Raw genomic sequence first — 24,266 nt, forward strand, 5'->3', positions numbered from 1 at the left:
CGATGACGGGCACGGTTGCGTCCGCCAGTCAGCCTCGAGGCCGGTCTTCGGACTTCCTGGGTTTGACGCCAGGTCACCGCAGCGGGCCCTGTGCCGGATTTGCACCGGCTTCCCGATTCTCCCCGTGAGGGGCACCTCAAGACTGTGCTGGCAAGACTAACGGTTGTGGTCGTATGTCAATAGGTCGCCGGGTTGGCAGACCTTGGGTGGCAGATATCGTCACCCGCATGAGCACACAGGTCACGGTCGTCGGGATCGGCGCGGACGGCTGGACCGGACTGACGTCCCGAGCCAAGGAGCTGGTCGAAGCCGCTGACGTCGTGCTCGGCGGCGAGCGGCACCTCGCGATGCTGCCTTCGACAAGCTCAGGCGAGGGCGCTGACCAAACCCGCGAGCCCTGGCCGTCGCCCCTGCGTGAAGGCTTGCCGGCCCTGCTCGACAAGCACGATGGCAAGAACGTTGTCGCGCTCGCCTCGGGTGACCCGCTCGTTTCCGGCATCGCGACGACACTCGTCGACCTGCTCGGCAAGGATGCCGTCGAGGTCGTGCCCGCGCTCTCCTCGGTCGCCCTGGCCCGCGCCCGGATGCGCTGGTCGGCCGAATCGACCGAGGTCGTGACCCTCGTGGGCCGCGACCCGCACCTGGTCGCCCGGTCGCTGGCGCCCGGCCTGCGGCTGCTCGTGCTGTCGTCCGACGGATCGACTCCTGCTGAGGTCGCCGGACTGCTCACCACGGCCGGATACGGCGCGAGCCCCATGACCGTGCTGGCGGATCTCGGCTCGGAGACCGAGTCGCGTACGGACGGCGTCGCCGCCTCATGGGGCGATCAAGCCGCACCTGACCTCAATGTCGTCGCGGTCGAGCTCGTCAGCTCCGGCGCCACGGTGCTCGGCTTCACCGCCGGCTTGCCCGAGGGCGCTTTCGACCACGACGGACAGATCACCAAGCGGGACGTACGCGCCTCAGCATTGGCCCGCCTCGCTCCGCTGCCGGGCCAGCTGCTCTGGGACGTCGGAGCGGGCGCCGGTTCGGTGGCGATCGAGTGGATGCGCGCCCATCCGACCTGCCGCGCGATCGCGATCGAGGCCCGCGAAGACCGATCCGCGCGGATCGTCCGCAACGCCTCGATGCTCGGCGTGCCGTCCCTCGAGGTGCGGACCGGCCACGCCCCCGAGGCGCTCGAGGACCTGGAGGCGCCCCACGCGATCTTCATCGGTGGCGGCGCGACCGAGGACGGTGTGCTAGACGCGTGCTGGTCAGCGCTTCGCCCGGGCGGTCGCCTGGTCGTCCACGGTGTGACGCTCGAGACCGAGGCGGTGCTCGCGGTCCGCTACGCGCAGCTCGGCGGGGAGCTGACCCGCCTCCACGTGGAGCACGCAGCGCCGATCGGCACGTTCACCGGATGGACCCCCGCCCGCGCGATCATGCAGTGGGCCGTGACGAAGGGCGAGAACGTATGACCGTCCACTTCGTCGGTGCCGGTCCGGGCGCGGCCGACCTGCTCACGCTGCGCGCCGTCGCGCTGCTCAACGCCGCGGACGTGTGCGTCTACGCCGGCACCTACATCGACCACGCCGTGCTCGATCACTGCCCCGAGGGTGCGCAGCTCGTCGACACGCAGGACCTCGACCTCGACCAGATCACCGCCCGCATCGTCGATGCCCACGCGGCCGGACTCGAGGTCGTACGCCTGTGCTCCGGTGACCCCTCGATCTACTCAGCCCTGCACGAGCAGGCCAAGCGGCTCGATGCCCATGGCGTGCCGTGGGACGTGACTCCCGGCGTGCCGGCATACGCAGCAGCGGCGGCCCTGCTCGGCGCCGAGCTCACGGTGCCCGAGGTCGTGCAGTCCGTCGTGCTGACGCGTACGCAGGCCAGGTCGACGGCGATGCCATCGGGCGAGGCGCTGGCAGCCTTCGCGGCGACCGGCTCGACCCTGGTCCTGCACCTCGCGATCACCCGCGCCCGTACGCTCGCCGCCGAGCTCGCGGAGTCGTACGGGGCTGACTGCCCCGTGGCGGTGGTGGCAAATGCGAGCCAGCCCACCGAGGTCGTGCTCCGCGGCACCCTCGGCGACATCGCCGACCAGGTCGAGGCCGCGGGGCTGCGCCAAGCGGCGGTCATCCTCGTCGGCAAGGCGCTCGCCGAGGACGTACGCGGTGGCGAGTCGTACCTCTACGACCCGGCTCGCGACCGCTCCGCCAAGCGCCGCTGAGCTACAACGACAGCTTCGGCATGTCCTGCCATGCCTGGAGGAACCGGGCTTCGGACTCGAGTGCCCGGTTGGCCTCCACGTCGTACAGATGCAGATAGACGAGGTCGTTCTCGCCTCGTCGGCGCGCGTCGGCGGTGAGCTCGAGCAGGAGGTCGCGGACCACGGCGCTGTCGTGGTGCTCGCCGAGGATCCGTTGCAGCTGGTGGGCGGCGCGGGCCAGCTTGGCCGCCCGCTTGGGTCGGATCGGGGTCGCCACCTCGGCTGAGTAGCGCAGCCGCTTGGCGCCCTTGCGGACCTCGTGCAGTGCGACGTCGCGATCGGCAGTCTCGACGGCGGCCGCGACCTCGACCGCCCGAGCCAGCCGCTTGCCGGACTTGGCGACGAGGCGAGGGAGGACCTTCTTCGCCGGCTTCGACGCTCGTGGCGTCAGCGGCGGGTCTGCCAGCAGCGCGTCGAGTGCCTCGAGCAGCCGGGCATGACGGTCGCTGTCGAGCGCGGCCACCGCCTCGTGCCGTCCGGCGACGAGAGCGGCCTCGAGCTTGGCTTCGACCCGTTCGGACACCGGCCCGGCGATGAGCTCTGCGGGCTCGGCGACCAGCAGCTCGGTGAGTCGCTCGCGCGTGACCTGCGCATCACGCGCCACCGCCGACGCGCCAGCCAGCCACCTCAGCTCTCCACGCAGGTGAGCAACGACATCGGGATCGAGGAGCTTTCGGTACGCCGCGAGTGCCGCCCGTAGGCGACGGATCGCGATGCGCATCTTGTGCACCGCGTCGGCCTCGTCCTCGCGGACGCGGGACCCGTGATGCCGGAGCATCGCGACCTGGTCCTCCAGGTAGGACATCAGCAGGACCGAGGCAGGGCTGTTGCGCGTCGGATCGCCCATGTACGACCTCCGCTCCCGGTACCTCGTTCGATCGTAACGGCCGGGGCCTCCGGTGGGACCGCCTCAGACCAGGGCGTACCAGCGACCGGTAGTATCGACGACGGCTCCCAGCGTGGCGCCCACCTCGAGGTCGTCTGTCCCGTCGCGGGTGTGGCTGACCTCGAACGGCTCGATGCCAGGCGCGCTGATCGACAGGCTGAGCTCTGCGCGAGTGCGGTCGTCGTAGCTCGTGGACGTGATGGAGAGGATCTCGGCGGTCGCGGCGACTCCTGCGACCTGGAGCCGGCGCATGCCGCGTGCCGCCCGTCGCACGTCCGACGAGAGCGCCACGCCGAGGGGGATCAGGACGAGCGACAGCACCACAGCGATCAGGACGCAGGCCCACGCGTCGGCATCGAGCAGCAGGCCGAGCGCCAGGAAGCCGGGACCGCTCAGCACCATGACGACGCACAAGGCATACATCGACATGCGCCACACGCGGCCGACGGGCGTCACCTCTGTCATGGTGACATCCTGTCAGCGCTGGTCAGTCAGTGAAGCGCGGGGTCCAGGTCAGGCCGGCGGTCGTCGTGCGGGTGCCGCTGGCGCCGACGAGCAGCAGGCACTTCATGTCGATCGTGGCCGGATCGAGCTCCGCCAGGGTCGTCACCGTCAGCGACTCCTCGTCGCGGCCGACGTCACGGCCGACGACCACGACGGTGTCGCCGGCGCGGTGCTCGAGCAGGATCCGCTGGGCATCGGCGACCTGCGTCGTCCGTGAGCGGGAGGCGGGGTTGTAGATCGCGAGCACGAGGTCAGCCTCGGCGACGGCGCGCAGCCGCTTCTCGATCAGCGCCCACGGCTTGAGCCGGTCCGACAGGCTCATGACCGCGAAGTCGCCGCCGATCGGCGCGCCGGCGCGGGCCGCGACGACCTGGACGGCCGAGAGCCCGGGCAGTACGCGGATCGGTACGTCGGCGTATGCCTCGTCCTCGGCAGCCTCGAACACCGCGGCGGCCATGCCAAAGATGCCGGCGTCGCCGCCGGACACCACGGCGACGCGTTCGCCCTTGAGCGCCAGGTCGAGGGCCAGTCGCGCGCGGTCGACCTCGACGGTGTTGCCCGAGGCGTGGCGGGTCAGGCCCTCGCGCTGAGGGACGCGGTTGACGTACGGCGCGTAGCCCACGACGTGCTGCACCTCGGCGAGAGCCGCGGTGACCTCGGGGGTGATCCAGCGGTCGGGGCCGGGCCCGAGGCCGATGACGAGGAGCTCTGCTGCTGTGCCCCTTGATCTCGATACACCGCTCGTTCCGCCCCCTGCTCGCTGCGCTCGCGGGGGGACCCCCAGCGGCACTCGATCAGCGGGGAGGACCAACATGGGCTTGGCGTCGCCGGGGACGACGATGAGGGAGAAGTACGGCACGGTGTCCGGGTCGACGTCGGCGACCGGTAGCCAGCGTTCCTCGGGCATCGACGCGCGCTCGACGTAGAGCGCACCCTCGAGCCGGCCGGCCTGGCGCAGCGCCGAGACGACTTTGGGGAACGTACGGCCGAGCTTCATGATGATCGCGCCGTCAGTGTCAGCGAGGCGGCGCGCCAGCTCGGGCTCGTCGAGTGTGCCGGGCAGGATCGTCAGGACGTCGGTCTGGCGTACGAGCGGGGACGCGACCGTCGCGGTGGCCGCCGCGAACGACGTCACTCCCGGGACGACCTCGGTCTCAAACCGGTCGGCGAGCCGGTCGTGCATGTACATGTAGGACCCGTAGAACAGAGGGTCGCCCTCGGCCAGCACGACTACGGTGCGGCCGGCCTCGAGGTGCACGGCGAGCCGGGCGGCGGACTCCTCGTAGAACTCCGCCATCGCACCGGCATACCCGCCGGCGTGCTCGGTGGTGCCGGTCGTCACCGGATAGCGCAGCTCCTCCTCGATGACGCCGTCGGGAATGAGCCCGGCGGCGATCCGGCGGGCGTTGGACTGCTTGCCGACGCCGGCGTGGAACGCGATGACGTCCGCCTCGGCGATGAGCCGGGCCGCCTTGAGGGTGATGAGCTCGGGGTCGCCCGGGCCCAGCCCCACCCCGTACAAGCGGCCGGTCACTCCTGCTCCTGGGCGATCGCGTTGAGCGCCGACGCAGCCATCGCCGATCCGCCGCGGCGACCGTGCACCGTCAGGTAGGGGATGTCGAGCTCGAAGCTGGCGAGGGCTTCCTTGGACTCAGCGGCGCCGATGAAGCCCACTGGCGTACCGATGATCGCGGCGGGCCGTGGCGCACCGTCGAGCAGCATCTCGAGCAGGTGGAACAGCGCGGTCGGGGCATTGCCGAACGCGACGACCGCGCCCTCGAGCCGGTCCTCCCACAGCGACACGGCAGCCGCGGAGCGCGTCGTCGACCAGGCCCTGGCCAGTCCCGGCACCCGCGCGTCACGCAGGAAGCACAGCACCTCGTTGTCCTTCGGCAGTCGCGTGCGGGTCACGCCGGAGGCGACCATGTTGGCGTCGGTCAGGATCGGCGCGCCGGCCTGGAGCGCCTCACGTGCCGCCGAGACCAGACCTGGGTGGATGTCGAGGTCACGGGTCAGGTCGACCTGGCCGCAGGCATGGACCATCCGCACGGCGACCTTCTCAGCGTCGGCTGGGATGTGTGACAGCTCGGCCTCGGCGCGGATCGTGGCGAACGAGTCGACATAGATCGCCGGTCCGTCGGCGACGTAGTCGTAGTGCCGTGTGGGCTGCTTGGGATTCATTCCGTCTCCAGGTCGGGGATGACGATGCTTCGCCACGGCGTCACGATCACTTCGGTCCGGGCGCGATCCAGGATCTCGGCTGCGAGCTCGGGGGTGAGCAGGCCGTCGGGCACCGCGAGATGGTCGGCGCTGCGGCCGTCGTCCTGCGCGATGATGCCGTACGGCGGGGGCAGCGCGCTGACCTGGGTCCGGAGATCACGGGCATGATGCGTGCCGAGCAGCTCGGCGCCGCCCTCGGGCATCTCGTCGATGTGCCACAGGGCGGAGTCACCCTCGCCGCGCAGCCGGAGGAAGGCCTCGGCATACGACAGCAGGGCAGCGGGTGCCTCGTCGAGCGGGATCAGCGGCCCCCAGTGGTGCGAGCCGATGCGGAGCTGGACGGTCTCGGCATCGACCGCCATCAGCCCGAGGTCGAGGGTGCGCGAGGCGATGTCGCCGCGACCGTCGTCGAGGACGAACAGGAAGCGCCCGGCGAGGCCTGCGAAGTCCGGCTCGGCGCACAGCAGGTGGTCCAGCTCGCGCGCCGTCGCCCGGAGGTCGGCACGTCCGCCGAGGCGGCCGGTGAGGGGCGACACCATGATGTTGCGCACCAGCTCATGGCTCGGCGACGGCAGCAACCCGGTCTCGGCGATCGCGTCGACCAGCACCGCGGGCACGCACCCGTCCGAGTGCTCGATGCCGCGGAGCTGCAGGTTGGTCCGCTTCGTCAGCAGGATCGTGCCGTCGGCGAAATCCGCTGCGATGCCGACCAGGTCGCGCAGGGCCGAGGTCGGCAGCACGCCACCGATGAGCCGCAGCCGCACGATCGCGCCGTCGTCCGCGATCCATGGGCGCAGGACGCCGGGGCACCGGTCGGCATGGGAGCGATTCGTCACCCCGTCATGGTGTCACGCGGGCTTTGGCGCCTCGTCCAGCACGCAGTCGCCGCAGATCCCCGCGCCGGGCACGCGGTAGAACAGGCAGCACGAGCGGCGTACGAATGAGGGTCCCGCGGGATCGAGGTCGCCGGTTCCGGCGAGCGTGCCGTGCTCGAGGAGCTGCTCGAGGAGCTGCGTCGCGGCGGCGGCCCGATCGGGACGCGCCGTGCGCAACATCGTCAGCGCACCGGCGAGGCTCGAGGCGACATTGCCCCAGAGCACCTGTGGCGACAGCGAGAACGTACGCCCGAAGGCATCCAGCACCGGAGCGACGATCGGCCGCAGGATCCTGTCATCGAGGTCGTCGGCGAGGTCGCCGGCCGCCTCCGACCCCTCGGCGTCGGAGCGCGCCATCGGCCACGGCCCGCCGACTGTCGGCTTCCACCACAACCCATCGAGCTGCAGGTCCGGGACGCGATCGGCGAGCACCGCGCAGGCGAAGGCCGGTGACACGAGCCGGGCAGCCAGGCCGAGGAAGACGATCGACGCGGTGGCGCGCTCCTCGATCTCGTCGACCGCGACGCCCGACCGCTCGGCGAGCATCTCGCGAGCCGCAGCGACGCGCTCCACCAGCGCTTCGGGGCTCTCCACGAGCTCCCGCAGCGGGCGCCAGCCGGCATCGGGCGCCCACCGCTCGAGGACGAAGAACGGGCCGACCTCGGCAGCGAGGTCGAGCGCCGCATCGTCCATGCCGGGCATCAGCCGTTGGTGCCGCTGAGCAGCCCTGTCGTACGTACTTCGGAGACGTCTCCGCGCGCCGCCCGTGCGGACGCCTGACCCGCGAGTGCATCGGCGGCGACGTTGAGCGGCCACACGGTCAGGTCCGTGAGGTGGGCCTTGACCTTCTGGAAGAACACCGGGGCGTCGGAGTCGCGGCGTGCCTGCATCAGCGCGTAGATCGCCTGGACGATCTCGACGTTGGCGACGATCTCCTTCTTGGAGTTGCGCCAGCCGTTGCGGGCCCAGCCGCTGGCCCAGGTCGTCGAGCAGCCGATCGTGTAGGACGAGTCGGCCTGGATCACGAGCGGGCGATCGGCGAAGTCGCGCAGCGCGTTCTCGACCGCCAGCAGCTCGCCGATGTTGTTGGTGCCCTGCAGCAGCCCGCCGCAGGCCGAGGTGCCGTCGTCCGCGACGTAGGCCCACCCGGTCGGCCCCGGGTTGGTGACGCACGAGCCGTCGGTGCCGACGACGATCGCGCCCCCGAGCTGCATCACGGCGGTGTGGGTCCTGGCGAGTGTCACGGGCTGCTCCTGGCGTCGATGGGTCGTCCGCCAGTATGGCTGCTCGGTCCACCAGAATCTCGCAGCGACCGAGCCGGTAGGCTGATCGGCACTTCCACGTCGCAGGAATCCGGTGCAACTCCGGAGCGGTTCCGCCACTGTGTCGCCGTCAGGCCAGCCAGACACTGGGCGTGGAGCAACCCACCACACGGGGCGAGAACCCCGAGGAGGAACATGACGCGCATCGCGCTGCTGTCCACGTCCGACACCGACCTGCTGTCCGCGCGGGCGAGCGGCGCCGACTACGTGCTGGCCAACCCGGCACGCCTCGACGTCGCCGCTGAGCTGCCGCCCACGATCGACGGTGCCGACCTCATCGTCGTACGCATCCTCGGCACCGCGAGCTCGTGGCGCGACGGCCTCGACGCGGTGCTGGCCTCCGGCGTGCCGGTCGTGGTGCTCGGCGGCGAGCAGACCCCGGACGCCGAGCTGATGAGCCACTCGACCGTGCCGGTCGGCACCGCAGCAGAGGCGCATCGCTATCTCGCCGAGGGTGGCCCGGCCAACCTCGGGCAGCTGCACGCCTTCCTGTCCGACACCGTGCTGCTGACCGGTGTCGGCTTCGAGCCCCCTGCGGTGCTTCCGGAGTTCGGTCTGGCGGAGCGACCCGCGCCGACCGGCGACCTTCCGAAGATCGGCATCCTCTACTACCGGGCGCATGAGGCGTCGGGCAACAGCGCGTTCGCGCACCAGCTCGCCGACGCGATCGACGCGACCGGCGAGGCGTACGGCGTGCCGATCTTCTCCTCGTCGCTGCGGGCCGCGCCCGATGAGCTGTTCACCGAGCTGGCCAAGCTCGACGCGCTGATCGTCACGGTGCTGGCGGCCGGCGGCACCAAGCCCGGCACCGTCAGCGCCGGCGGTGACGACGAGGCATGGGACGTCGAGCGCATGAAGGCCCTCGACATCCCGATCCTGCAGGGTCTCTGCCTGACCTCGAGCCGTGAGGACTGGGAAGCGTCCGACGACGGCGTCACGCCGCTCGACTCGGCCAACCAGATCGCGATCCCGGAGTTCGACGGCCGCATCATCACGGCGCCGTTCTCGTTCAAGGAGATCGACGAGGACGGCCTGCCGCGCTACGTCGCGGACGCCGAGCGCTGCACCCGGGTCGCCGGCATCGCGGTCGCCCACGCGCGGCTGCGCCACATCGCGCCGTCCGAGCGCAAGATCGTGCTGATGCTGTCGGCGTACCCGACCAAGCACAGCCGGGTCGGCAACGCCGTCGGCCTCGACACCCCGGTGTCGACGATCCGCCTGCTGCGCGAGATGCGCGACGCGGGCTATGACCTCGGTGCGCCAGGCGAGATCCCGGGACTGGAGCTCGACGACCTGACCGAGGCCGGTGACGCGCTGATCCATGCGCTCATCGCGGCCGGTGGCCAGGACGAGGAGTGGCTCACCCAGGTGCAGCTGACCGAGAGCCACGTCCGTATCCCCGCTGCGCAGTACGCCGAGTGGTTCGAGGGCTTCCACCCCGACCTGCGCGACGCCATGCTCGAGGCGTGGGGTCCGGCTCCGGGCAAGCTCTTCGTCAACACTGGGTCTGATGGAGGGGCACAAGAAATCGTGCTGGCCACGATCCGCGCCGGCAACATCGTGCTGATGATCCAGCCGCCTCGCGGCTACGGCGAGAACCCCGTCGCGATCTACCACGATCCCGACATGGCGCCATCGCACCACTACCTGGCCGCCTATCGGTGGGTGGAGCAGGCATTCGGTGCTCACGCTGTCGTCCACCTCGGCAAACACGGCTCGATGGAGTGGCTGCCGGGCAAGAACGCCGCATTGTCGGCGTCCTGCGGCACTGACGCCGCGATCGGCAACCTGCCGCTGATCTACCCCTTCCTCGTCAACGACCCGGGCGAGGGCGCGCAGGCCAAGCGCCGCGCACATGCCACGATCGTCGACCACCTGATCCCGCCGATGGCGCGCGCGGAGTCGTACGGCGACATCGCCAAGCTCGAGCAGCTGCTCGACGAGTACGCCAACATCGCCGCGATGGACCCGGCCAAGCTGCCGGCGATCCGGTCGCAGATCTGGACCCACATGCGGGCCGCGGAGATGCACCGCGACCTGGGCCTCGACGACATCCCGGACGAGGACGACTTCGACGACTTCATCTTCAACGTCGACGGGTGGCTCTGCGAGATCAAGGACGCACAGATCCGCGACGGTCTCCACGTGCTCGGCCATGCGCCCCAGGGCGAGGCGCGGGTCAATCTCGTGCTGTCGATCCTGCGTGCGAGCCAGATCTGGGGCGGTGAGACCGGAGCAGTCCCCGGACTCCGTGCTGCGCTCGGCCTCAAAGAAGGCTCGCAGCTTGGCGACATCGACCAGATCGAGGAGCAGGCCCGCGCCCTGGTGCAGGGCATGGAAAATGCACAATGGGAACCTTCAATGGCTGAGACTCTCAGTGAAGATGCGGATGTCGTGCGGGTCCTCGAGTTCGCCGCCACTGAGGTCGTGCCGCGACTGGCCAAGACCACCGACGAGCTCGACCATGTGCTGCACGCGCTCGCCGGCGGCTTCATACCCGCGGGTCCATCGGGCTCGCCGCTGCGCGGACTCGTCAACGTCCTGCCGACTGGTCGCAACTTCTACACCGTCGACCCCAAGGCTGTCCCGTCCCGCCTGGCGTGGGAGACCGGTCGCGCCATGGCGGACTCGCTGATCGAACGCCACCTCGCCGACACCGGCGACTACCCGCGCTCCGTGGGTCTTTCGGTTTGGGGCACGTCGGCGATGCGTACGTCCGGCGACGACATCGCCGAGGTGCTCGCGCTGATCGGCGTCGAGCCGGAGTGGGATCCCGCCTCGCGGCGGGTCAACGGCCTGCGGGTCATCCCGCTCGACGAGCTGGGGCGTCCGCGCATCGACGTGACCGTACGAATCTCCGGATTCTTCCGCGACGCGTTCCCGCACGTCATCGGCATCCTCGACGACGCGATCCGCCAGGTCGCCGAGCTCGACGAGCCCGACGACCAGAACTACGTACGCGCGCACGCGCAGCGCGACCTCGCCGACCACGGCGACCAGCGCCGGGCCACGACCCGTATCTTCGGCTCGAAGCCCGGCTCCTACGGCGCCGGCATCCTGCAGGTCATCGAGGCCGGCAACTGGCGCGACGACAAGGACCTCGCCGAGGTCTACACCGCGTGGGGCGGGTTCGCCTATGGCCGTGACCTCGACGGCGCGCCGGCGGCCGACGACATGCGGGCCAACTACAAGCGCATCGCGGTCGCCGCCAAGAACATCGACACCCGCGAGCACGACATCGCCGACTCCGACGACTACTTCCAGTACCACGGCGGCATGGTCGCGACCGTCCGCGCGCTGACCGGCACGGACCCCAAGGCGTACGTCGGCGACTCGACGACACCCGACGCCGTGCGCACGCGGACCCTGCAGGAGGAGACGACTCGCGTGTTCCGCGCCCGTGTCGTCAACCCGCGGTGGATCGGCGCGATGCAGCGGCACGGCTACAAGGGCGCGTTCGAGCTCGCCGCGACGGTCGACTACCTCTACGGCTTCGACGCCACGACGGGCGTCGTCCACGACTGGATGTACGAGACCCTCGCCAAGGAGTACGTGCTCGACGAGGTCAACCAGGAGTTCATGAAGAAGTCGAACCCCTGGGCGCTGCGCGGCATCATCGAGCGGCTCAACGAGGCGGCCGAGCGCGACCTGTGGGCCGACCCGGATCCTGACGTGCTCGCCGAGATGCAGCAGGTCTACCTCGACATCGAGGGCGACCTGGAGGACCGAGGATGAGGCGCATCCGGGTCATCGGGATCGGACCCGGCGACCCGGACCAGGTGACGCTCGAGGCGGTTGCGGCGATGCACTCGGTGGCCTACTTCGTGGTCGCCGACAAGGGCCCCGACGACCCGCTGCTGGCCGCACGGCAGGCGCTGCTGACCCGGCACGTCGGGTCAGGCGCGCAGGTCGTGGCCGTACGCGATCCCGATCGCGACCGGGCTGACCCTGCCGACTACCAGGGCGCCGTGAGCGACTGGCACGAGGCGCGCGCCGAGGCGTACGAACAGGTCATGCTCGAGCAGCCCGGCGACGTCGGCTTCCTGGTGTGGGGCGATCCGGCGTTCTACGACTCCACCATCCGCATCGTCGAGCGGGTGCTGGCGCGCGGCAAGGTCGAGGCCGAGTGGGACGTCATTCCTGGCATTTCCAGCCTGCAGCTGCTCGCGGCCCGTCACCGCATCGTGTTGCACGAGATCGGCCAGCCCATCACGGTGACGACGGCTCGCAAGCTGCGGGAGGCCGTCGAGGCCGGTGCCGACAACATCCTCGTCATGCTCAGCGCCCGGATCGACCTCGACGGGTTCGACGAGTGGCACATCTGGTGGGGTGCCAACCTCGGCACCGAGCACGAGCGACTCGTTGCCGGCTCGGTCGCCGATGTCGCTGCCGAGGTCGACGCAGCCCGCGCCGCCACGAAGGCTGACGCGGGCTGGGTCATGGACGCCTACCTGCTGCGGAGCTGATCAGGCGGGCTGGGCAGCGAGCTGCGGGTACATCGCCTCGATCGGTGCGGCGAGCCCGGCCTTGACCTGGTGGCTCACGTCGTCGGCGAGCACCTCGAACGCTCCGGCCTCGATGCCGTCGAGGGCGGACTTCACGACGTCCGCGGGGTCGGACTTCGGCGCGTCGACCTCCGCGACCATGTCGGTGTCGACATAGCCGACGTGCAGCCCGACGACCTGGACACCGCGGGGCGCGAGTGCCAGCCGGATGCCGTTCGTCGCGCTCCAGAGCGCAGCCTTGGTCGGCTCGTACGTGCCGCCGAACGACACCCAGGACAGGGCCGAGTGGGTGTTGAGGACGACGCCGTTGCCGTTCTCGGCGATGCGGTCGCCGAGCAGCGAGGCCAGGCGCAGCGGCCCGAAGTAGTTCGTCTCGAACTCCTGGCGGATCGCGGTCTGGTCAGCGGTCAGCAGCGGCCCGCCCGCGACGATTCCGGCGTTGTTGATCAGGACGTTCACGTCGGGGGTCGCGGCGACAGCGGCCTCGACGGAGTCGGCGTCGGTCACGTCGAGCTGGAGCGCGACGACACGCGGATCACTCGTGTCGATCGTCGAGGCGTCGCGAGCGGTCGCGTAGACCTTCTTCGCGCCGCGCTCGAGGAGCTGACGGACGAACTCCTTGCCCATGCCGCGGTTGGCTCCGGTGACGAGAACGGTCTGGTTGGCGAGTGAGGTCATGGTGGGTCCTTGAGAGAAGTAAACAGATGGGTGTACTTCTGGAAGAGTACACAGATCAGTTTACTTTCCGCAACCGGGCGCCTATTCTGGGTGCGTGACCACGACGACCAAGCCCAAGCCCCGCGAGCGACTGCTGGCGGCTGCCGAGGAGCTGTTCTACGCGGAGGGCGTCCACATCGGCGTCGATCGGTTGTGCGACGTCGCCCAGGTCTCGAAGCGGTCGATGTACCAGCACTTCGGCAGCAAGGACGAGGTCCTCGTCGAGATGCTCAAGCTCCGCGCCTCGCACGTCATGGACGGGCTCGACACCGCTCCCGATGCTCCGCCGCGCGAGCGGATCCTGGCGGTCTTCGACGCGCTCAACGCGCAGGCGGCCACGCCGGAGTTCCACGGCTGCCCGTTCGTCAACGTGGCCACCGAGCTCAAGGACCGCGAGCATCCAGCGAGCGTCGCCGCCCTCGGCTACAAGCTCGAGCTCAACGCGTTGTTCGAGGAGCAGGCACGTCTCGCCGGCGCCAAGGATCCGGAAGCCCTCGGCATCCAGCTCACGATGATGTTCGACGGTGTCAGTGCCTACAGCGTCGTGCGCGGTGCGGGGTCGCCGGCTGTGCGGTCGGCGGTCGAGGCGCTGCTGGCCTCGCAAGGGGTCTGACTCAGCTGCTGATGACCGCGCTGAAGGCGGCAGTGAGCGTGTCGGCGACGGCCTCAGGCGTACGCCCGACGTAGCCCGCGACCATCGCCCCGTCGCGCAGCATCATGAACTGCTCAGCCTTGGCGTCGACATCGGCGGCGCCGAGCTCGGTCAACAGCTCGGCGAACTGGCCGACGAGCCACGTGCGGTGATCCATGACGACCCGGTGCCCGGGGTGGTCCGGCTGCGACAGCTCCGCGGCGGCGTTGATGAACGCGCAGCCGCGGAAGCCCGGCGAGCAGGCCAGTGCGCCGATGCCTTCGGCGTACCAGCGCAGCACACCCATGGGGTCGCCTGCGAGCTCGGCCCGCTTCTGGGTCAGGAGTCCTTCGGACCATGCGACCTGTTGCTGGAGATAGGCCGTGATCAGGTCGTCCTTGGTGGGGAAGTGCCGGTAGAACGTGACCTTCGAGATGCCCGCCTCGGCGATGAGCCGGTCGGCGCTGACGGCCCGGATGCCGTCGGCGTAGTAGCGACGCGTCGCGGCATCGAGGATGCGATCACGCACGGGGGCTGCGGTGGTCGCCATCGTCACACTCCTTCGGGTTTGCCATGGTCCCATGATCGTGGTTTGATCAATGTAGACGTACTAGTTAGTCTACCTCAAACCTAGGAGCCCCGCATGCCCGAGCAGATCCTCTACACCGCCGTCGCCACCTCGACCGGAGACGCCCGCAACGGACACGTACGTTCGAGTGACGGCCTCCTCGACACGGACGTCCGCTTCCCGGTCGAGCTCGGCGGAGCAGGCGGCGCGACCAACCCCGAGCAGCTGTTCGCCGCCGGCTATGCGGCGTGCTTCCACTCGGCGCTCAAGTCGAGCAAGGCACAGCACGGCGTCGACGTCGTCGACTCCGCCGTCACCGCTGAGGTCGGCATCGGCCCGAACGGTCTGGGCGGGTTCGGCCTCGCGGTCACGCTGCGCGTCGAGATGGCCGGCGTGTCCCAGGAGGACGCCGAGAAGGCCGTGTCGGTGGCGCACGAGTGGTGCCCCTACTCCAACGCGACTCGCGGCAACATCGACGTCATCCTCGACGTCGAGGTCGCCTGAGGCTCAGTCCTCCGGGTCGACCGGCGGCTCGGCACCTTCGTGCTCGTCCCGGTCGGCCCACTCCAGCAGTGGCGCGATGTCGAACACCGCCTGGTCGATGCCCTCGTGCAGGTCACCGAGCTCGGCGAACCGGGCCGGCACGGTCTCGATCGTGAAGTCGTGTGGATCGACGTCGTCGACCTCGTCCCACCTGATCGGCGTCGAGACCCGCCCGTCCGGGAAGCCGCGCACCGAGTAGGCCGCCGCGATCGTGTGGTCGCGGGCGTTCTGGTTGTAGTCGACGAACAGCTGCGCCGGGTCGCGATCCTTGCGCCACCAGGTTGTCGTGACGTCGTCAGGCGCTCGCCGCTCGACCTCCCGCGCGAACGCGAGCGCCCCACGGCGTACGTCCTTGAAGCCGTGCTCGGGCTTGATGCGGACGTAGACGTGCAGGCCGTTGCCGCCTGAGGTCTTCGGGAATCCCGTCGCCCCGATCTCGTCGAGGACCTCCTCGGCGACCCGGGCGACGCGCTGCACGGTCGCGAAGTCACACTCCGGTCCGGGGTCGAGGTCGATGCGCCACTCGTCGGGCTTCTCGACGTCGGCCTTGCGGCTGTTCCAGGGGTGGAACTCGACGGTCGACATCTGCACGGCCCAGATCACCGAGGCGAGCTCGGTGACGCAGAGCTCGTGGACGTCGCGGTTGAAGCGGGGAAAGTGCACGCTGACGGTCCTGACCCACGGCGGCGCGCCCGACGGGAGCTTCTTCTGATGCACCTTCTCGCCTGCCAGCCCCTTTGGGAAACGGTGCAACATGCAGGGCCGCTCGTACAGCGCGTTGACGATGCCGTCGCCAACCGCGAGGTAGTAGTCGACGAGGTCGAGCTTGGTCCAGCCGCGGTCGGGGAAGTAGACCCGGTCAGGGTTGGTGACGCGCACGACCTTGTCGTCCACCTCGATCTCCACCGCGGGCGACGATGCCTTGGCCATGGCCCCACGCTAGAGGCTAGGGCCGACGTACGCCCGTGGGATTGGGGTACGGCACTGCGCCGGTCGCGTCGATCGCCTGGGCCAGCGCCAGCAGCGGCGCCTCGATCGTGATCATGCGGCCCGTGGCCTCGCGATCGATTCCTGCCGCGCACACGCGATCCGTCGCGTCCTCGATCTGCTGACGGGCCGAACGCCCGGTCTCGGTGATCGTGCCATCGGCATCGACCCAGCCGCGCGTCGCCAGCCGGCTGATCGCAGCCGCCCATTCGTCCTCGGTCCAGCCGCGCATCTTGCGCTGCTGCTCACCAGCGAGACCCGCGGCGACGGCCAGGGCGTTCGCGGCTGCACCGTCGAGGCCCGCGGAGGTCAGCACCGCGATGTGGCAGTCGCCGCGATACTCGCGGATCACGGTCGCGGCATGCCACAGCCGCCCCGGGGCATCATCCGGCTCCGGCAGCGAGAAGTGCGCGGCGGCGAGGGGCTTGCCGGCGAAATCGATGCCTCGCGTGATCGCTGACAGCTCCCTGGCGAGGCGGTCGGTGTCGAGGTCGACGAGTGCCGGCGCGAGCGCCTCGCGGGCCAGGTCGTACCGGGTCCGCAGGACGTCATCGCGCGATGCCATCGACCAGGCATCCGGCAGTGCACGGGCGACCATACGCGGCGCGAAGCCCTGGAACAGCGCCACGACGAGCTCCGGCGCCGGTGTCCCGACCGCCGCGGAGCGGGAGGCCATGTAGCCCATCCAGTAGCCCTTGAGGCCGATCGCCTCGTAACGCTGCCGGGTGCCAGGAGCGAAGTAGACGACGTCGTGAACCGCCTCGATCGAGCGCCAGAAGGCTGTGCCGTTGGTCATGCCGCAAGTCTCGCCGACTGAGCGCAACCCCGGCGGGCCGGGTCGCTCCCGGACGCCGGGACGGACTCCCGAAGACGCGGGAGCCCTCCGGGATGCGCTGCCCTGTCCCCGGGAAGGGTCCGCGCTCAACGATCGAGGCAACCCATCGTGGGTCCATCGTCAGGAGTCGATCATGAAGACCCGAAGCGCACCTCCCACCACTCCCGAACCTCAGGCGCCACCTCGCGACAGACGTGGCTTTTGGCGCATCGTGCTCGCGATCATCGTGCTGCTGCCGATGCCCGCCAAGGCCGTGTACTACCTGCTGACGCCCGTCGCGGGCGACGTGACCTTCAAGGAGTCCGTCACGTGGTTCGAGGCGCACCGCGGACTGATGGAGACCCTGAAATGGCTCGACGCGGTGTTCGTGGTCCTGCTCATCCCCGCCACCATGGGAGTCATCTGGGTCGCCCGCCGGGGCGCTCCGCGGCTGTCCACGGTTGGTGCGCTCATCGCGCTGTCAGGCTTCTTCACCGGCATCGCCCTCCTCCCGTCAGGCAACCTGGGGCTCGTGACCGTGCAGCACGATCTGGACCCCACCTCGATGGCGGCGCTGCAGGATGCGATGGAGCACGACCCGCTTCTTGGGATCGCTTCGGGAATGTTCATCGCCGGCATCGTCTTCGGGCTGGGCCTGCTCGGCGGCGCCCTGCGGCGGAGCAGGGCAGTGCCGGCCTGGGCGGCGTTCGCCGTGATGATCGGCGGCGCCACGCACCCGTTCATTCCCGGCACCGTCGGTCAGGGAATCGGCCTGCTGGTGCTCGCCGTCGGGTTCGCCGGAGTCAGTGTCGCCCTGATGCGGATGACGAACGACGACTTCGATCTCGCGCCGATCGGCCCCTGAGCCCGCTGGGAGTGACGTTTGCGTCGGGGTCGCACGGCGATTCGCGACCCAAACGTCACTCCCATCGAGGGTCTACTGCAGCGTCATCCTTGGTTCGCCCGCTGACGTCAGCCCGGTGCCGGTGCGCACGCAGGCGCCACTCCTGGGCGTACCGCCGTTGTATGCCTGACGCACGCACGAGCGGGTCGCGAGCTGGCCCCAGTAGTTGGGGTGCAGCGATTCCTGGATGTAGTACGGGCTGTCGCCAGCAGTCGTCACCGTGCGGATCTGGTTGACCCACTCCGTACGGTCGACCGCCGTCGGGGCCGTCCAGTTGGCCAGGCCGACCTCTTCGTACAGGCCGATGCCGCCCTCGCAGAGCCGCCGGCCGTTGAAAGTCGACGCGAGGTTGAGCGTCTTGGCGTTCGTGATGCCGGCCTGGCTGATCGCCCCGGTCACGGTGTTGTTGATCGTGGGCAGCGCGGTGCTGTTGGCCCAGTCGGCGTCGGCGTTCCAGAAGCCGCAACCGCCGGTGTTCTGGCGCGTGTAGCCGCTCTCGCTGTAGCGGAAGCCCGAGCCGTTCGGGACCGGTGACGGGTAGTTCTGCACCAGCAGGGTCCACGAGCTGTCGGCGTACCCGGCGTTGCGCATCGCGGTCCGGACGTTGGCGTACGCGGTCGCGATCCGGGTCTTCACCGCGGCGACGTTGCTGGTCGTGAAGTTGGCGACGACGCTGCTGTCGTCCTTGCAGTAGTCCTTCCACCACGACGGCGACGAGAGGAAGTCCGTCACGCACGACTGCACGACGCTAGCGAAGTTGAAGTCGTTGCCGCCGATCGACACCGTGACCATCTTGACGTTGTGCGTCGCAGCGAACTGCTGCAGCATCTTGGCCTGCCCCTGCTTGCCGGCCCCGTTGTCGTAGAAGTCGAGTCCGGGCTTGAAGTCGCTGCCGTCGGACGTCGCCGTGCGGGCTCCGGAGCAGGCCAGGTTGAGTCCCAGCACCCCGCCGCCGATGTAGATCTCGGCGCTCTTGCTGCGGTGGCACCGGTTGATCTGCTCGCCGGTGTTCGAGGCGTTGTCGAAGTACGCCGTGCCGCCCAGCGCGTCGGCCCGCGAGGCGCTGTCGTTGGACGAGCCGGCCCAGCGGCCGGCCTCACCGGAGATGTACGAGTCGCCGACCGACACGACGTACGGTGTGCCGCTGCCGGGGCCGTCCGCCTGGGCGGATGGTGCGGGTACGAGGGTGAGTGCGGCGAACGCCAGACTCAACGCTCCGACGAGTGGACGTGCTCGGCTGACCAGCGACATGCGGTGCCTCCTAGGCGGTCGTGCTCCCCCCGACCCGGTGGGCCCGAACCGAACCTAGTGGTGCACGTCACACTTTGGGAAGACCTAAATTACTTTCGGGTAACGGCCGCTGACGCAGCGGCCGGGTCAGGACCTTCGCGATGCACGCAGGTATGCCCTCGTCGTCCCCGTGGTCGCGGGCCCGGTACGCGCTGGGGCTCTCGCCGACGAGCTCGGAGAACCGCGTGCTGAAGGTCCCGAGTGAGGAGCATCCGACCTCGAAGCAGACCTCGGTGACCGACAGGTCGCCGCGACGCAGCAGCGCCATGGCGCGCTCGATGCGCCGGGTCATGAGATAGCCGTACGGTGTCTCGCCGAACGCCGCGCGGAAGCTCCGCGAGAAGTGACCGGACGACATCAGCGCGACGCGGGCCAGCGCCTCGACGTCGAGCGGCTTGGCGTACTCCCGGTCGATCGTGTCGCGCGCCCTGCGGAGCAGGACCAGGTCCTCGTTGGCCACGCCTCAATGATGGCACCCGGCTCGGTCGCATTTGACCTGGAGTGCGCTCCAGGGTGAATGCTGAAGTCATGACTGTGACCGAGGTCCCCGCCGAGGGGCTGACCATCAGCGGCGCCGCCGAGCTGAGCGGGCTGAGCGTCGACACCCTGCGTTACTACGAGAAGGAGGGCCTGTCCCTTCACCGCCCCGAGCGCTCTGCGTCGGGGCAGCGCCGCTACACCGAGGAGGACGTGCGCTGGCTCGGCACCCTCGTCATGCTGCGCCGGACCGGTATGCCGATCCGTGACGTCCGCCGCTTCGTCGACCTCTACCGGGTCGACGGCAGCGAGTCCGCGCGGATGGCGATCCTCGAGGCGCACCGCGAGCACGTGCTGGAGCAGCTCAGCGAGGTGCAGACCCACCTCGCCGCAATCAACCGCAAGATCGAGATCTACAAGGAGATGGTGAACGGATGAAGACCACCGCATGGGGGAGCCAAGGGCTCGAGGCCAGTGTCGAGGGGCTTGGCGCGATGGGTATGTCGGCGTTCTACGGCGGGCGCGACGACGTGGAGTCGACCGCGACACTCAACCGGGCGCTCGACCTCGGCATCACGATGATCGACACCGCCGAGATCTACGGACCGTTCCTCAACGAGCGGCTCATCGGGCAGGCGATCGGCCATCGGCGTGACGAGTTCGCGCTCGCGACGAAGTTCGCCACGCACATCGAGGACGACGGCACGATGGGCCCGGCCGATGGCAGCCCGGCGTACGCCCGCAAGGCGCTCGAACGCTCGCTCAAGCACCTCGGCATGGAGACGATCGACCTCTACTACCTGCACCGCGTCGACCCGACCGTCCCGATCGAGGAGACCGTCGGCGCGATGGCGGAGTTCGTCGCCGAGGGCAAGGTCCGCTACCTCGGTCTGTCCGAGGCGGCGCCCGAGACGATCCGGCGCGCGCACGCGACGCACCCGATCACGGCGCTGCAGACCGAGTACTCGCTGTTCGAGCGCGACCCCGAGGTCAACGGCGTCCTCGACACGACGCGTGAGCTCGGCATCGAGTTCGTGGCGTACTCACCCCTGGGCCGTGGCGTGCTGACCGGAGCAATCTCGTCTCCGGCGGACCTGCCGGAGGGCGACTGGCGCCGCAACATGCCGCGGTTCGGCGACGCGGCCATGACGCACAACCTGACGGTCGTCGACAAGGTGCGGGCGCTGGCTGGTGCCAAGGGCGTCACGCCCGGGCAGCTGGCCCTGGCCTGGGTCCTGCATCAGGACGGTGTCGTCGCGATCCCAGGGACGAAGCGTCGGACCTACCTCGAGGAGAATGCTGCGGCGGTCGACGTCGAGCTCACCGACGAGGACCTGGCCGCTCTCGCCGACGCGGCCCCCGTGGGTGTGACCCTGGGAGACCGCTACGACGAAGCCGGCATGAGAGCGGTCCACGTCTGACGAGTCCGTTGGTTGAGGTGCGGAGCGAAGCGGAGCCTCGAAACCACCGTGGTTTCGAGGCTCCGGCCGCGGGCGGCCTGCGCACCTCAACCACCGAGGTGCTCACGGGGCCGAAGAACTACGCCTTGGCGTAGCGCAGCACCCACTCGACGAACGGTGTCGCCTCGCGCCAGTCCGCGCGTACGTGGTCGAGCAGCTCGGGCGTGTGGATGAACGGTTCGAAGCCGTAGCTCTTGCCGAGCGTCATCGACTTGTGCCGCAGCAGCTCGATGCGGGGGTGGTCGACGTCGAAGCCGCGCGGCGCGGTCTTGAGCCGGTCGCCGCCCAGCTCCCACCCGGCAGCCTGCATCGTCGCGAGGATCTCCTCGAGCTCGCCACCGCGGCGCTTGTCGACGATCGCGTCGCGGATGCTGGCCAGCCGGGGCGACGATGCCTCGTAGAACCCCACGCCGACGCGCACGCCCGGCGCGCCGACCTGCACGTAATAACCGGTCGCCGGGCCTCTCGGCACGAACGCGCCCTGGTGGGTCTTGTAGGGCGTCTTGTCCTTGGCGAACCGCACGTCGCGGTAGGGCCGGAACACCTTGGCGTCGCCGAACTCGTCAGCCAGCGCAGCGACCAGAGCCTTCATCGGCGTCGCGACGGCCGTGTCGTACGTCGGCTTGTGGGCTTCCCAGTACGTCTTGGTGTTGTCCATCTCGAGGTCGTCGTAGAAGTCGAGGGCCTCGACGGGAAAACCGGTGAACTCGGACACCCTGCGAGGCTACTTCGTGACCACGAGGTCCTGCTCGGCGAGATGTGCCGAGGCTCAGGGCAGAAGCAGGACCTTGCCGGTGGCCCGGCGCTCGTCGAGGGTGAGGAGCGCCTGCGTGGCTTCGGCGAGCGGGAACGTCGGGCCGACGACCGGGCGCAGCGCACCGCTCTCGAGGTGCGGCGCCAGGGCCGCCCATTCCTTGGCGACATGACCCGGGCGCGACAAGGCGTACGCGCCCCAGCCGACACCGACGACGGAGACGTTGTTAAGCAGCAGGCGGTTGACCTTGACGGTCGGGATCTCGCCGGCCGTGAACCCGATGACGAGCAGGCGGCCGTCCTCGTTGAGGCAGCGGAGCGAGTCGGTGAACCGGTCGCCGCCCACCGGGTCGACGACGATGTCGACCCCGCCCTGCTCCTTGACGGCGTCCTTGAAGCCGTCAGGCAGCACGAACGCGTCGGCGCCTGCCTCGAGGGCGATGCCACCCTTCTCGGCAGTCGACGTGACCGCGATGACCCGGCCCGCACCGAAAGCCTTCGCGACCTGGATCGCGGCGGTGCCGACACCGCCGGCGGCGCCCTGGACCAGCACCGATTCACCCTCCGCGAGACGGCCGCGTTCGACGAGCGCGAAGTAGGCGGTGCCGTAGTTGAAGACGATCGCGGCGCCCTGTTCGTACGAGATGCTGTCGGGGATCGGGAACGTCAGGTCGAGCTGGGCCACCGCCTCCTCGGCGAAGCCGCCGAGCAGGCACAGCGCCGCGACCCGGTCGCCGGGGGAGAACCCCGAGCCGTCGGGCGCGCTGATGACCTCGCCGGCGATCTCGGCGCCCGGCGTGAACGGCAGGTCGGGCTTGAGCTGGTAGAGGCCGCGACTCTGGAGGACCTCGGGGAACGCGACGCCCGCCGCGTGCACGCGGATCAGGACCTGGTCATCAGTGGGTTCAGGGCTCGGGATGTCGACGAGCTCGATCGCCGAGGGACCGTCGAGAGTCGTGATCTGTACGGCTTTCATGTCCGCGAGACTAGCGCACCCACTAAGCGATCGCTTAGCGCGCGCAGGGGACACGACTGCGCCCCCGGTGCCGAGGCAGTCCGGGGGCGCGGTCATTCGAGTGATCAGCAGCGCGTACGGGTGTAGTAGTCGGTGCTGTAGTAGACGACGGGGCTCTCGCCGAAGACGATCTTCTTGACGTCTCCGCTGAGCCGCTGCTCGTAGTGCAGGTGCGACGTCGGCTGGTCGCCGGACTTGCCGACCTGAGCGATGGTCGTGCTCGCGGTGACCGACTGGCCGACCGACACGGTGGTGGTGCCGCCCTTGAGGTGGGCATAGAACGACGTCCATCCGTTGCCGTGGCTGATCTCGATCGTGTGGCCGTACGTGTGATCGCCGGCGTACTGCGGCGCGTAGTAGCGCACGGCCTTGACCGTGCCGGCGGCGCTCGCCTTGACCGGCTTGCCCCAGTCGTCGTCGCCGGATCCCTGGTTGAGGTCGATGGCGTAGAGCGGGCTGTGGGTCGAGTACGTGGCGCCCCGCCACGTGTCGCCACAGGAGAACGGGATCTTCATCAACGGGCGGGACGTGTCGGCGGCGTCAGCTGATCCGGCGATGGTCGCGCCTCCGGTGACCAGCGCGGCGGTGCAGACAACGGCGGCACCCAGGCGAGCCAGGCGGGAATGACGGATGCTCATGGCGTTTCCTCTCTCGTGGGCCCAGCCCCGGTGGCCGTGCCGTGGCTCGAGCGTTGCCGGGGCCGCTGCGACATCGCTGCGCGTGGCCTCACAGGAAGTTCGCAGCAGATTCGCAGCGCCCGGGACGACGGTGCTGTCGTCGAGCCGAACGGTTCGGCCTCCCACACCGAAACGAGGACGACATGTTGCTCTCCCTTCGCCGCACCGCCCTGGCCGCGGCCTCGCTCGCACTGGTCGGCGGCACCGCCGCCTTCTCCGCCCCGGCATCGGCCAACCTCCCCGCACCGGACGGAGGTGGAATCTCGGCGCTGCGTCAGGAGACGATCGACCGGGCCCGCGCGAACCTCAACAACCCGCGCAAGTTCAAGACCTCGTCGACCTCCTCGATCTACACGAGCACCGTGCTGGACGCCGAGAACCGCAACGTCCTCGAGCGCAGTGGCAGCAACGCCAACCGGGTCGAGTTCAACGACTACAACGGCCAGGAGTGGTGCGGCTACTTCGTCGCACGGGTGTGGAGTGGCGAGAACACGCCGAACCCGGCGGACTACCCGCGCATCCCTGACGCGTACCCCTCCTCGCAGGCCTGGCGCACCGGCGTCGGCGACCGCTTCCACGCCTTCAACGGTGCCGGCGGCATCAAGCCGAAGCCGGGCGACGTGCTGGTCTGGCAGAACCTCGACACCAGCACGGGCGGTCACGTCGGCGTCGTCATCAGCTACAACTACGACACCAACCAGGTCGTGACGATCGAGGGCAACGTCAACGGCGACGAGGTCGCTCGCAAGGTCTACGCCTGGGACTCCAACGGACCGTCGATCTCGGGCAAGACGTTCAAGGGCTTCACCGATCGGGAGTGAGTCGGCGCCGAGCAGGGGGGTGCCCGGTGGAGTCTTCCACCGG

General features: G+C 69.6%; 26 protein-coding genes and 2 riboswitches. Of the genes, 10 read left to right on the forward strand and 16 right to left on the reverse strand.

Annotation, left to right across the window (positions count from 1 at the left end; genetic code table 11):
• Positions 1 to 21: 21 nt before the first annotated feature.
• A riboswitch (cobalamin riboswitch) is annotated at positions 22 to 154 on the reverse strand.
• A gap of 73 nt (positions 155 to 227) precedes the next feature.
• Together cbiE and cobM are read left to right on the forward strand one after the other, a co-directional pair.
• Complete coding sequence (cbiE, locus tag AC1DVU_RS20960) at positions 228 to 1,460, forward strand: precorrin-6y C5,15-methyltransferase (decarboxylating) subunit CbiE (protein ID WP_476924398.1); 1,233 nt, start codon at positions 228 to 230, stop codon at positions 1,458 to 1,460.
• Complete coding sequence (cobM, locus tag AC1DVU_RS20965) at positions 1,457 to 2,215, forward strand: precorrin-4 C(11)-methyltransferase (protein WP_476924399.1); 759 nt, start codon at positions 1,457 to 1,459, stop codon at positions 2,213 to 2,215. The genes cbiE and cobM overlap by 4 nt, the downstream gene beginning before the upstream one ends.
• 1 nt (position 2,216) lies before the next feature.
• Here cobM and AC1DVU_RS20970 read toward each other — a convergent pair whose 3' ends face one another.
• The 7 genes from AC1DVU_RS20970 to AC1DVU_RS21000 all read right to left on the reverse strand — a co-directional run bounded on the left by AC1DVU_RS20970 (position 2,217) and on the right by AC1DVU_RS21000 (position 7,983).
• A complete protein-coding gene (locus AC1DVU_RS20970) occupies positions 2,217 to 3,101 on the reverse strand; it encodes a CHAD domain-containing protein (protein WP_476924400.1) in 885 nt (294 codons plus the stop codon).
• Positions 3,102 to 3,164: 63 nt separating this feature from the next.
• On the reverse strand, positions 3,165 to 3,605 hold the full coding sequence (locus AC1DVU_RS20975) for a hypothetical protein (RefSeq protein ID WP_476924401.1): 441 nt from the start codon (positions 3,603 to 3,605) through the stop codon (positions 3,165 to 3,167).
• A 22-nt stretch (positions 3,606 to 3,627) separates the two neighbouring features.
• Positions 3,628 to 5,178, reverse strand: coding sequence for a precorrin-2 C(20)-methyltransferase (locus tag AC1DVU_RS20980; RefSeq protein ID WP_476924402.1), 1,551 nt, complete (start codon positions 5,176 to 5,178; stop codon positions 3,628 to 3,630).
• On the reverse strand, positions 5,175 to 5,825 hold the full coding sequence (locus AC1DVU_RS20985) for a precorrin-8X methylmutase (RefSeq protein WP_476924403.1): 651 nt from the start codon (positions 5,823 to 5,825) through the stop codon (positions 5,175 to 5,177). The genes AC1DVU_RS20980 and AC1DVU_RS20985 overlap by 4 nt, the downstream gene beginning before the upstream one ends.
• Complete coding sequence (locus AC1DVU_RS20990) at positions 5,822 to 6,700, reverse strand: nitrite reductase (RefSeq protein WP_476924404.1); 879 nt, start codon at positions 6,698 to 6,700, stop codon at positions 5,822 to 5,824. The genes AC1DVU_RS20985 and AC1DVU_RS20990 overlap by 4 nt, the downstream gene beginning before the upstream one ends.
• Before the next feature lie 12 nt (positions 6,701 to 6,712).
• Positions 6,713 to 7,441: a (2Fe-2S)-binding protein gene (locus tag AC1DVU_RS20995; protein WP_476924405.1), complete on the reverse strand. Its 729-nt coding sequence runs from the start codon at positions 7,439 to 7,441 to the stop codon at positions 6,713 to 6,715.
• On the reverse strand, positions 7,441 to 7,983 hold the full coding sequence (locus AC1DVU_RS21000; protein WP_476924406.1) for a ribonuclease H family protein: 543 nt from the start codon (positions 7,981 to 7,983) through the stop codon (positions 7,441 to 7,443). The genes AC1DVU_RS20995 and AC1DVU_RS21000 overlap by 1 nt, the downstream gene beginning before the upstream one ends.
• A gap of 79 nt (positions 7,984 to 8,062) precedes the next feature.
• A riboswitch (cobalamin riboswitch) is annotated at positions 8,063 to 8,171 on the forward strand.
• A 25-nt stretch (positions 8,172 to 8,196) separates the two neighbouring features.
• Between AC1DVU_RS21000 and AC1DVU_RS21005 the strand changes: the two genes are divergently transcribed.
• Together AC1DVU_RS21005 and cobF are read left to right on the forward strand one after the other, a co-directional pair.
• Positions 8,197 to 11,796: a cobaltochelatase subunit CobN gene (locus AC1DVU_RS21005; RefSeq protein WP_476924407.1), complete on the forward strand. Its 3,600-nt coding sequence runs from the start codon at positions 8,197 to 8,199 to the stop codon at positions 11,794 to 11,796.
• Complete coding sequence (cobF, locus tag AC1DVU_RS21010; protein WP_476924408.1) at positions 11,793 to 12,527, forward strand: precorrin-6A synthase (deacetylating); 735 nt, start codon at positions 11,793 to 11,795, stop codon at positions 12,525 to 12,527. The genes AC1DVU_RS21005 and cobF overlap by 4 nt, the downstream gene beginning before the upstream one ends.
• On the opposite strand, the gene AC1DVU_RS21015 is transcribed toward cobF, so the two are convergent.
• Complete coding sequence (locus AC1DVU_RS21015) at positions 12,528 to 13,244, reverse strand: SDR family oxidoreductase (protein WP_476924409.1); 717 nt, start codon at positions 13,242 to 13,244, stop codon at positions 12,528 to 12,530.
• Between the two features lie 94 nt (positions 13,245 to 13,338).
• Here AC1DVU_RS21015 and AC1DVU_RS21020 point away from each other — a divergent pair, with 94 nt between their 5' ends.
• Complete coding sequence (locus tag AC1DVU_RS21020; protein ID WP_476924410.1) at positions 13,339 to 13,896, forward strand: TetR/AcrR family transcriptional regulator; 558 nt, start codon at positions 13,339 to 13,341, stop codon at positions 13,894 to 13,896.
• A gap of 1 nt (position 13,897) precedes the next feature.
• Here AC1DVU_RS21020 and AC1DVU_RS21025 read toward each other — a convergent pair whose 3' ends face one another.
• Positions 13,898 to 14,464, reverse strand: coding sequence for a TetR/AcrR family transcriptional regulator (locus AC1DVU_RS21025; RefSeq protein WP_476924411.1), 567 nt, complete (start codon positions 14,462 to 14,464; stop codon positions 13,898 to 13,900).
• 93 nt (positions 14,465 to 14,557) lie between these two features.
• On the opposite strand from AC1DVU_RS21025, the gene AC1DVU_RS21030 reads away from it, so the two are divergent.
• Entirely contained in the window at positions 14,558 to 14,986 is a 429-nt protein-coding gene (locus AC1DVU_RS21030; protein WP_476924412.1) for an organic hydroperoxide resistance protein, read from the forward strand.
• 3 nt (positions 14,987 to 14,989) lie between these two features.
• Here AC1DVU_RS21030 and ligD read toward each other — a convergent pair whose 3' ends face one another.
• The gene (gene ligD / locus AC1DVU_RS21035) at positions 14,990 to 15,955 is read right to left on the reverse strand and encodes a non-homologous end-joining DNA ligase (RefSeq protein WP_476924413.1); all 966 of its coding nucleotides are present in this window, start codon (positions 15,953 to 15,955) and stop codon (positions 14,990 to 14,992) included.
• Between the two features lie 16 nt (positions 15,956 to 15,971).
• Positions 15,972 to 16,808 carry an SCO6745 family protein gene (locus tag AC1DVU_RS21040; RefSeq protein ID WP_476924414.1) on the reverse strand — a complete coding sequence of 279 codons (837 nt, stop codon included), beginning with the start codon at positions 16,806 to 16,808 and terminating at the stop codon, positions 15,972 to 15,974.
• 172 nt (positions 16,809 to 16,980) lie between these two features.
• On the opposite strand from AC1DVU_RS21040, the gene AC1DVU_RS21045 reads away from it, so the two are divergent.
• Positions 16,981 to 17,691: a hypothetical protein gene (locus tag AC1DVU_RS21045; RefSeq protein ID WP_476924415.1), complete on the forward strand. Its 711-nt coding sequence runs from the start codon at positions 16,981 to 16,983 to the stop codon at positions 17,689 to 17,691.
• Between the two features lie 72 nt (positions 17,692 to 17,763).
• Here the strand turns inward: AC1DVU_RS21045 and AC1DVU_RS21050 are convergent, their stop codons facing one another.
• Together AC1DVU_RS21050 and AC1DVU_RS21055 are read right to left on the reverse strand one after the other, a co-directional pair.
• A complete protein-coding gene (locus AC1DVU_RS21050) occupies positions 17,764 to 18,981 on the reverse strand; it encodes an SGNH/GDSL hydrolase family protein (protein WP_476924416.1) in 1,218 nt (405 codons plus the stop codon).
• A 67-nt stretch (positions 18,982 to 19,048) separates the two neighbouring features.
• Positions 19,049 to 19,480, reverse strand: a complete 432-nt coding sequence (locus tag AC1DVU_RS21055) for a helix-turn-helix transcriptional regulator (protein WP_476924417.1) — start codon at positions 19,478 to 19,480, stop codon at positions 19,049 to 19,051.
• A gap of 68 nt (positions 19,481 to 19,548) precedes the next feature.
• Between AC1DVU_RS21055 and AC1DVU_RS21060 the strand changes: the two genes are divergently transcribed.
• Both AC1DVU_RS21060 and AC1DVU_RS21065 read left to right on the forward strand, forming a co-directional pair.
• Complete coding sequence (locus AC1DVU_RS21060) at positions 19,549 to 19,935, forward strand: MerR family transcriptional regulator (protein WP_476924418.1); 387 nt, start codon at positions 19,549 to 19,551, stop codon at positions 19,933 to 19,935.
• Positions 19,932 to 20,918, forward strand: a complete 987-nt coding sequence (locus AC1DVU_RS21065) for an aldo/keto reductase (RefSeq protein WP_476924419.1) — start codon at positions 19,932 to 19,934, stop codon at positions 20,916 to 20,918. The genes AC1DVU_RS21060 and AC1DVU_RS21065 overlap by 4 nt, the downstream gene beginning before the upstream one ends.
• 118 nt (positions 20,919 to 21,036) lie before the next feature.
• On the opposite strand, the gene AC1DVU_RS21070 is transcribed toward AC1DVU_RS21065, so the two are convergent.
• From AC1DVU_RS21070 to AC1DVU_RS21080, 3 genes are all read right to left on the reverse strand, one after another.
• A complete protein-coding gene (locus tag AC1DVU_RS21070; RefSeq protein WP_476924420.1) occupies positions 21,037 to 21,672 on the reverse strand; it encodes a DUF2461 domain-containing protein in 636 nt (211 codons plus the stop codon).
• A 54-nt stretch (positions 21,673 to 21,726) separates the two neighbouring features.
• Positions 21,727 to 22,686, reverse strand: coding sequence for an NADPH:quinone oxidoreductase family protein (locus tag AC1DVU_RS21075; protein WP_476924421.1), 960 nt, complete (start codon positions 22,684 to 22,686; stop codon positions 21,727 to 21,729).
• Between the two features lie 104 nt (positions 22,687 to 22,790).
• Positions 22,791 to 23,363 (reverse strand): M23 family metallopeptidase, encoded by a 573-nt coding sequence (locus AC1DVU_RS21080; RefSeq protein ID WP_476924422.1) that lies wholly within the window; start codon positions 23,361 to 23,363, stop codon positions 22,791 to 22,793.
• A gap of 182 nt (positions 23,364 to 23,545) precedes the next feature.
• Here AC1DVU_RS21080 and AC1DVU_RS21085 point away from each other — a divergent pair, with 182 nt between their 5' ends.
• Positions 23,546 to 24,223: a CHAP domain-containing protein gene (locus AC1DVU_RS21085; RefSeq protein WP_476924423.1), complete on the forward strand. Its 678-nt coding sequence runs from the start codon at positions 23,546 to 23,548 to the stop codon at positions 24,221 to 24,223.
• Positions 24,224 to 24,266 lie beyond the last annotated feature (43 nt).

The sequence above is a fragment of the Aeromicrobium sp. P2_G6 genome (assembly GCF_056403535.1).

What these genes read in the sequence shown, in the direction of transcription:
- cbiE (WP_476924398.1), top strand. Translation starts at nt 228, where the DNA reads ATGAGCACACAGGTCACGGTCGTCGGGATCGGCGCGGACGGCTGGACC.
- cobM (WP_476924399.1), top strand. Translation starts at nt 1,457, where the DNA reads ATGACCGTCCACTTCGTCGGTGCCGGTCCGGGCGCGGCCGACCTGCTC.
- AC1DVU_RS20970 (WP_476924400.1), bottom strand. Translation starts at nt 3,101, where the DNA reads ATGGGCGATCCGACGCGCAACAGCCCTGCCTCGGTCCTGCTGATGTCC.
- AC1DVU_RS20975 (WP_476924401.1), bottom strand. Translation starts at nt 3,605, where the DNA reads ATGACAGAGGTGACGCCCGTCGGCCGCGTGTGGCGCATGTCGATGTAT.
- AC1DVU_RS20985 (WP_476924403.1), bottom strand. Translation starts at nt 5,825, where the DNA reads ATGAATCCCAAGCAGCCCACACGGCACTACGACTACGTCGCCGACGGA.
- AC1DVU_RS20995 (WP_476924405.1), bottom strand. Translation starts at nt 7,441, where the DNA reads ATGCCCGGCATGGACGATGCGGCGCTCGACCTCGCTGCCGAGGTCGGC.
- AC1DVU_RS21005 (WP_476924407.1), top strand. Translation starts at nt 8,197, where the DNA reads ATGACGCGCATCGCGCTGCTGTCCACGTCCGACACCGACCTGCTGTCC.
- cobF (WP_476924408.1), top strand. Translation starts at nt 11,793, where the DNA reads ATGAGGCGCATCCGGGTCATCGGGATCGGACCCGGCGACCCGGACCAG.
- AC1DVU_RS21015 (WP_476924409.1), bottom strand. Translation starts at nt 13,244, where the DNA reads ATGACCTCACTCGCCAACCAGACCGTTCTCGTCACCGGAGCCAACCGC.
- AC1DVU_RS21025 (WP_476924411.1), bottom strand. Translation starts at nt 14,464, where the DNA reads ATGGCGACCACCGCAGCCCCCGTGCGTGATCGCATCCTCGATGCCGCG.
- AC1DVU_RS21030 (WP_476924412.1), top strand. Translation starts at nt 14,558, where the DNA reads ATGCCCGAGCAGATCCTCTACACCGCCGTCGCCACCTCGACCGGAGAC.
- ligD (WP_476924413.1), bottom strand. Translation starts at nt 15,955, where the DNA reads ATGGCCAAGGCATCGTCGCCCGCGGTGGAGATCGAGGTGGACGACAAG.
- AC1DVU_RS21040 (WP_476924414.1), bottom strand. Translation starts at nt 16,808, where the DNA reads ATGACCAACGGCACAGCCTTCTGGCGCTCGATCGAGGCGGTTCACGAC.
- AC1DVU_RS21045 (WP_476924415.1), top strand. Translation starts at nt 16,981, where the DNA reads ATGAAGACCCGAAGCGCACCTCCCACCACTCCCGAACCTCAGGCGCCA.
- AC1DVU_RS21050 (WP_476924416.1), bottom strand. Translation starts at nt 18,981, where the DNA reads ATGTCGCTGGTCAGCCGAGCACGTCCACTCGTCGGAGCGTTGAGTCTG.
- AC1DVU_RS21060 (WP_476924418.1), top strand. Translation starts at nt 19,549, where the DNA reads ATGACTGTGACCGAGGTCCCCGCCGAGGGGCTGACCATCAGCGGCGCC.
- AC1DVU_RS21065 (WP_476924419.1), top strand. Translation starts at nt 19,932, where the DNA reads ATGAAGACCACCGCATGGGGGAGCCAAGGGCTCGAGGCCAGTGTCGAG.
- AC1DVU_RS21075 (WP_476924421.1), bottom strand. Translation starts at nt 22,686, where the DNA reads ATGAAAGCCGTACAGATCACGACTCTCGACGGTCCCTCGGCGATCGAG.
- AC1DVU_RS21080 (WP_476924422.1), bottom strand. Translation starts at nt 23,363, where the DNA reads ATGAGCATCCGTCATTCCCGCCTGGCTCGCCTGGGTGCCGCCGTTGTC.
- AC1DVU_RS21085 (WP_476924423.1), top strand. Translation starts at nt 23,546, where the DNA reads ATGTTGCTCTCCCTTCGCCGCACCGCCCTGGCCGCGGCCTCGCTCGCA.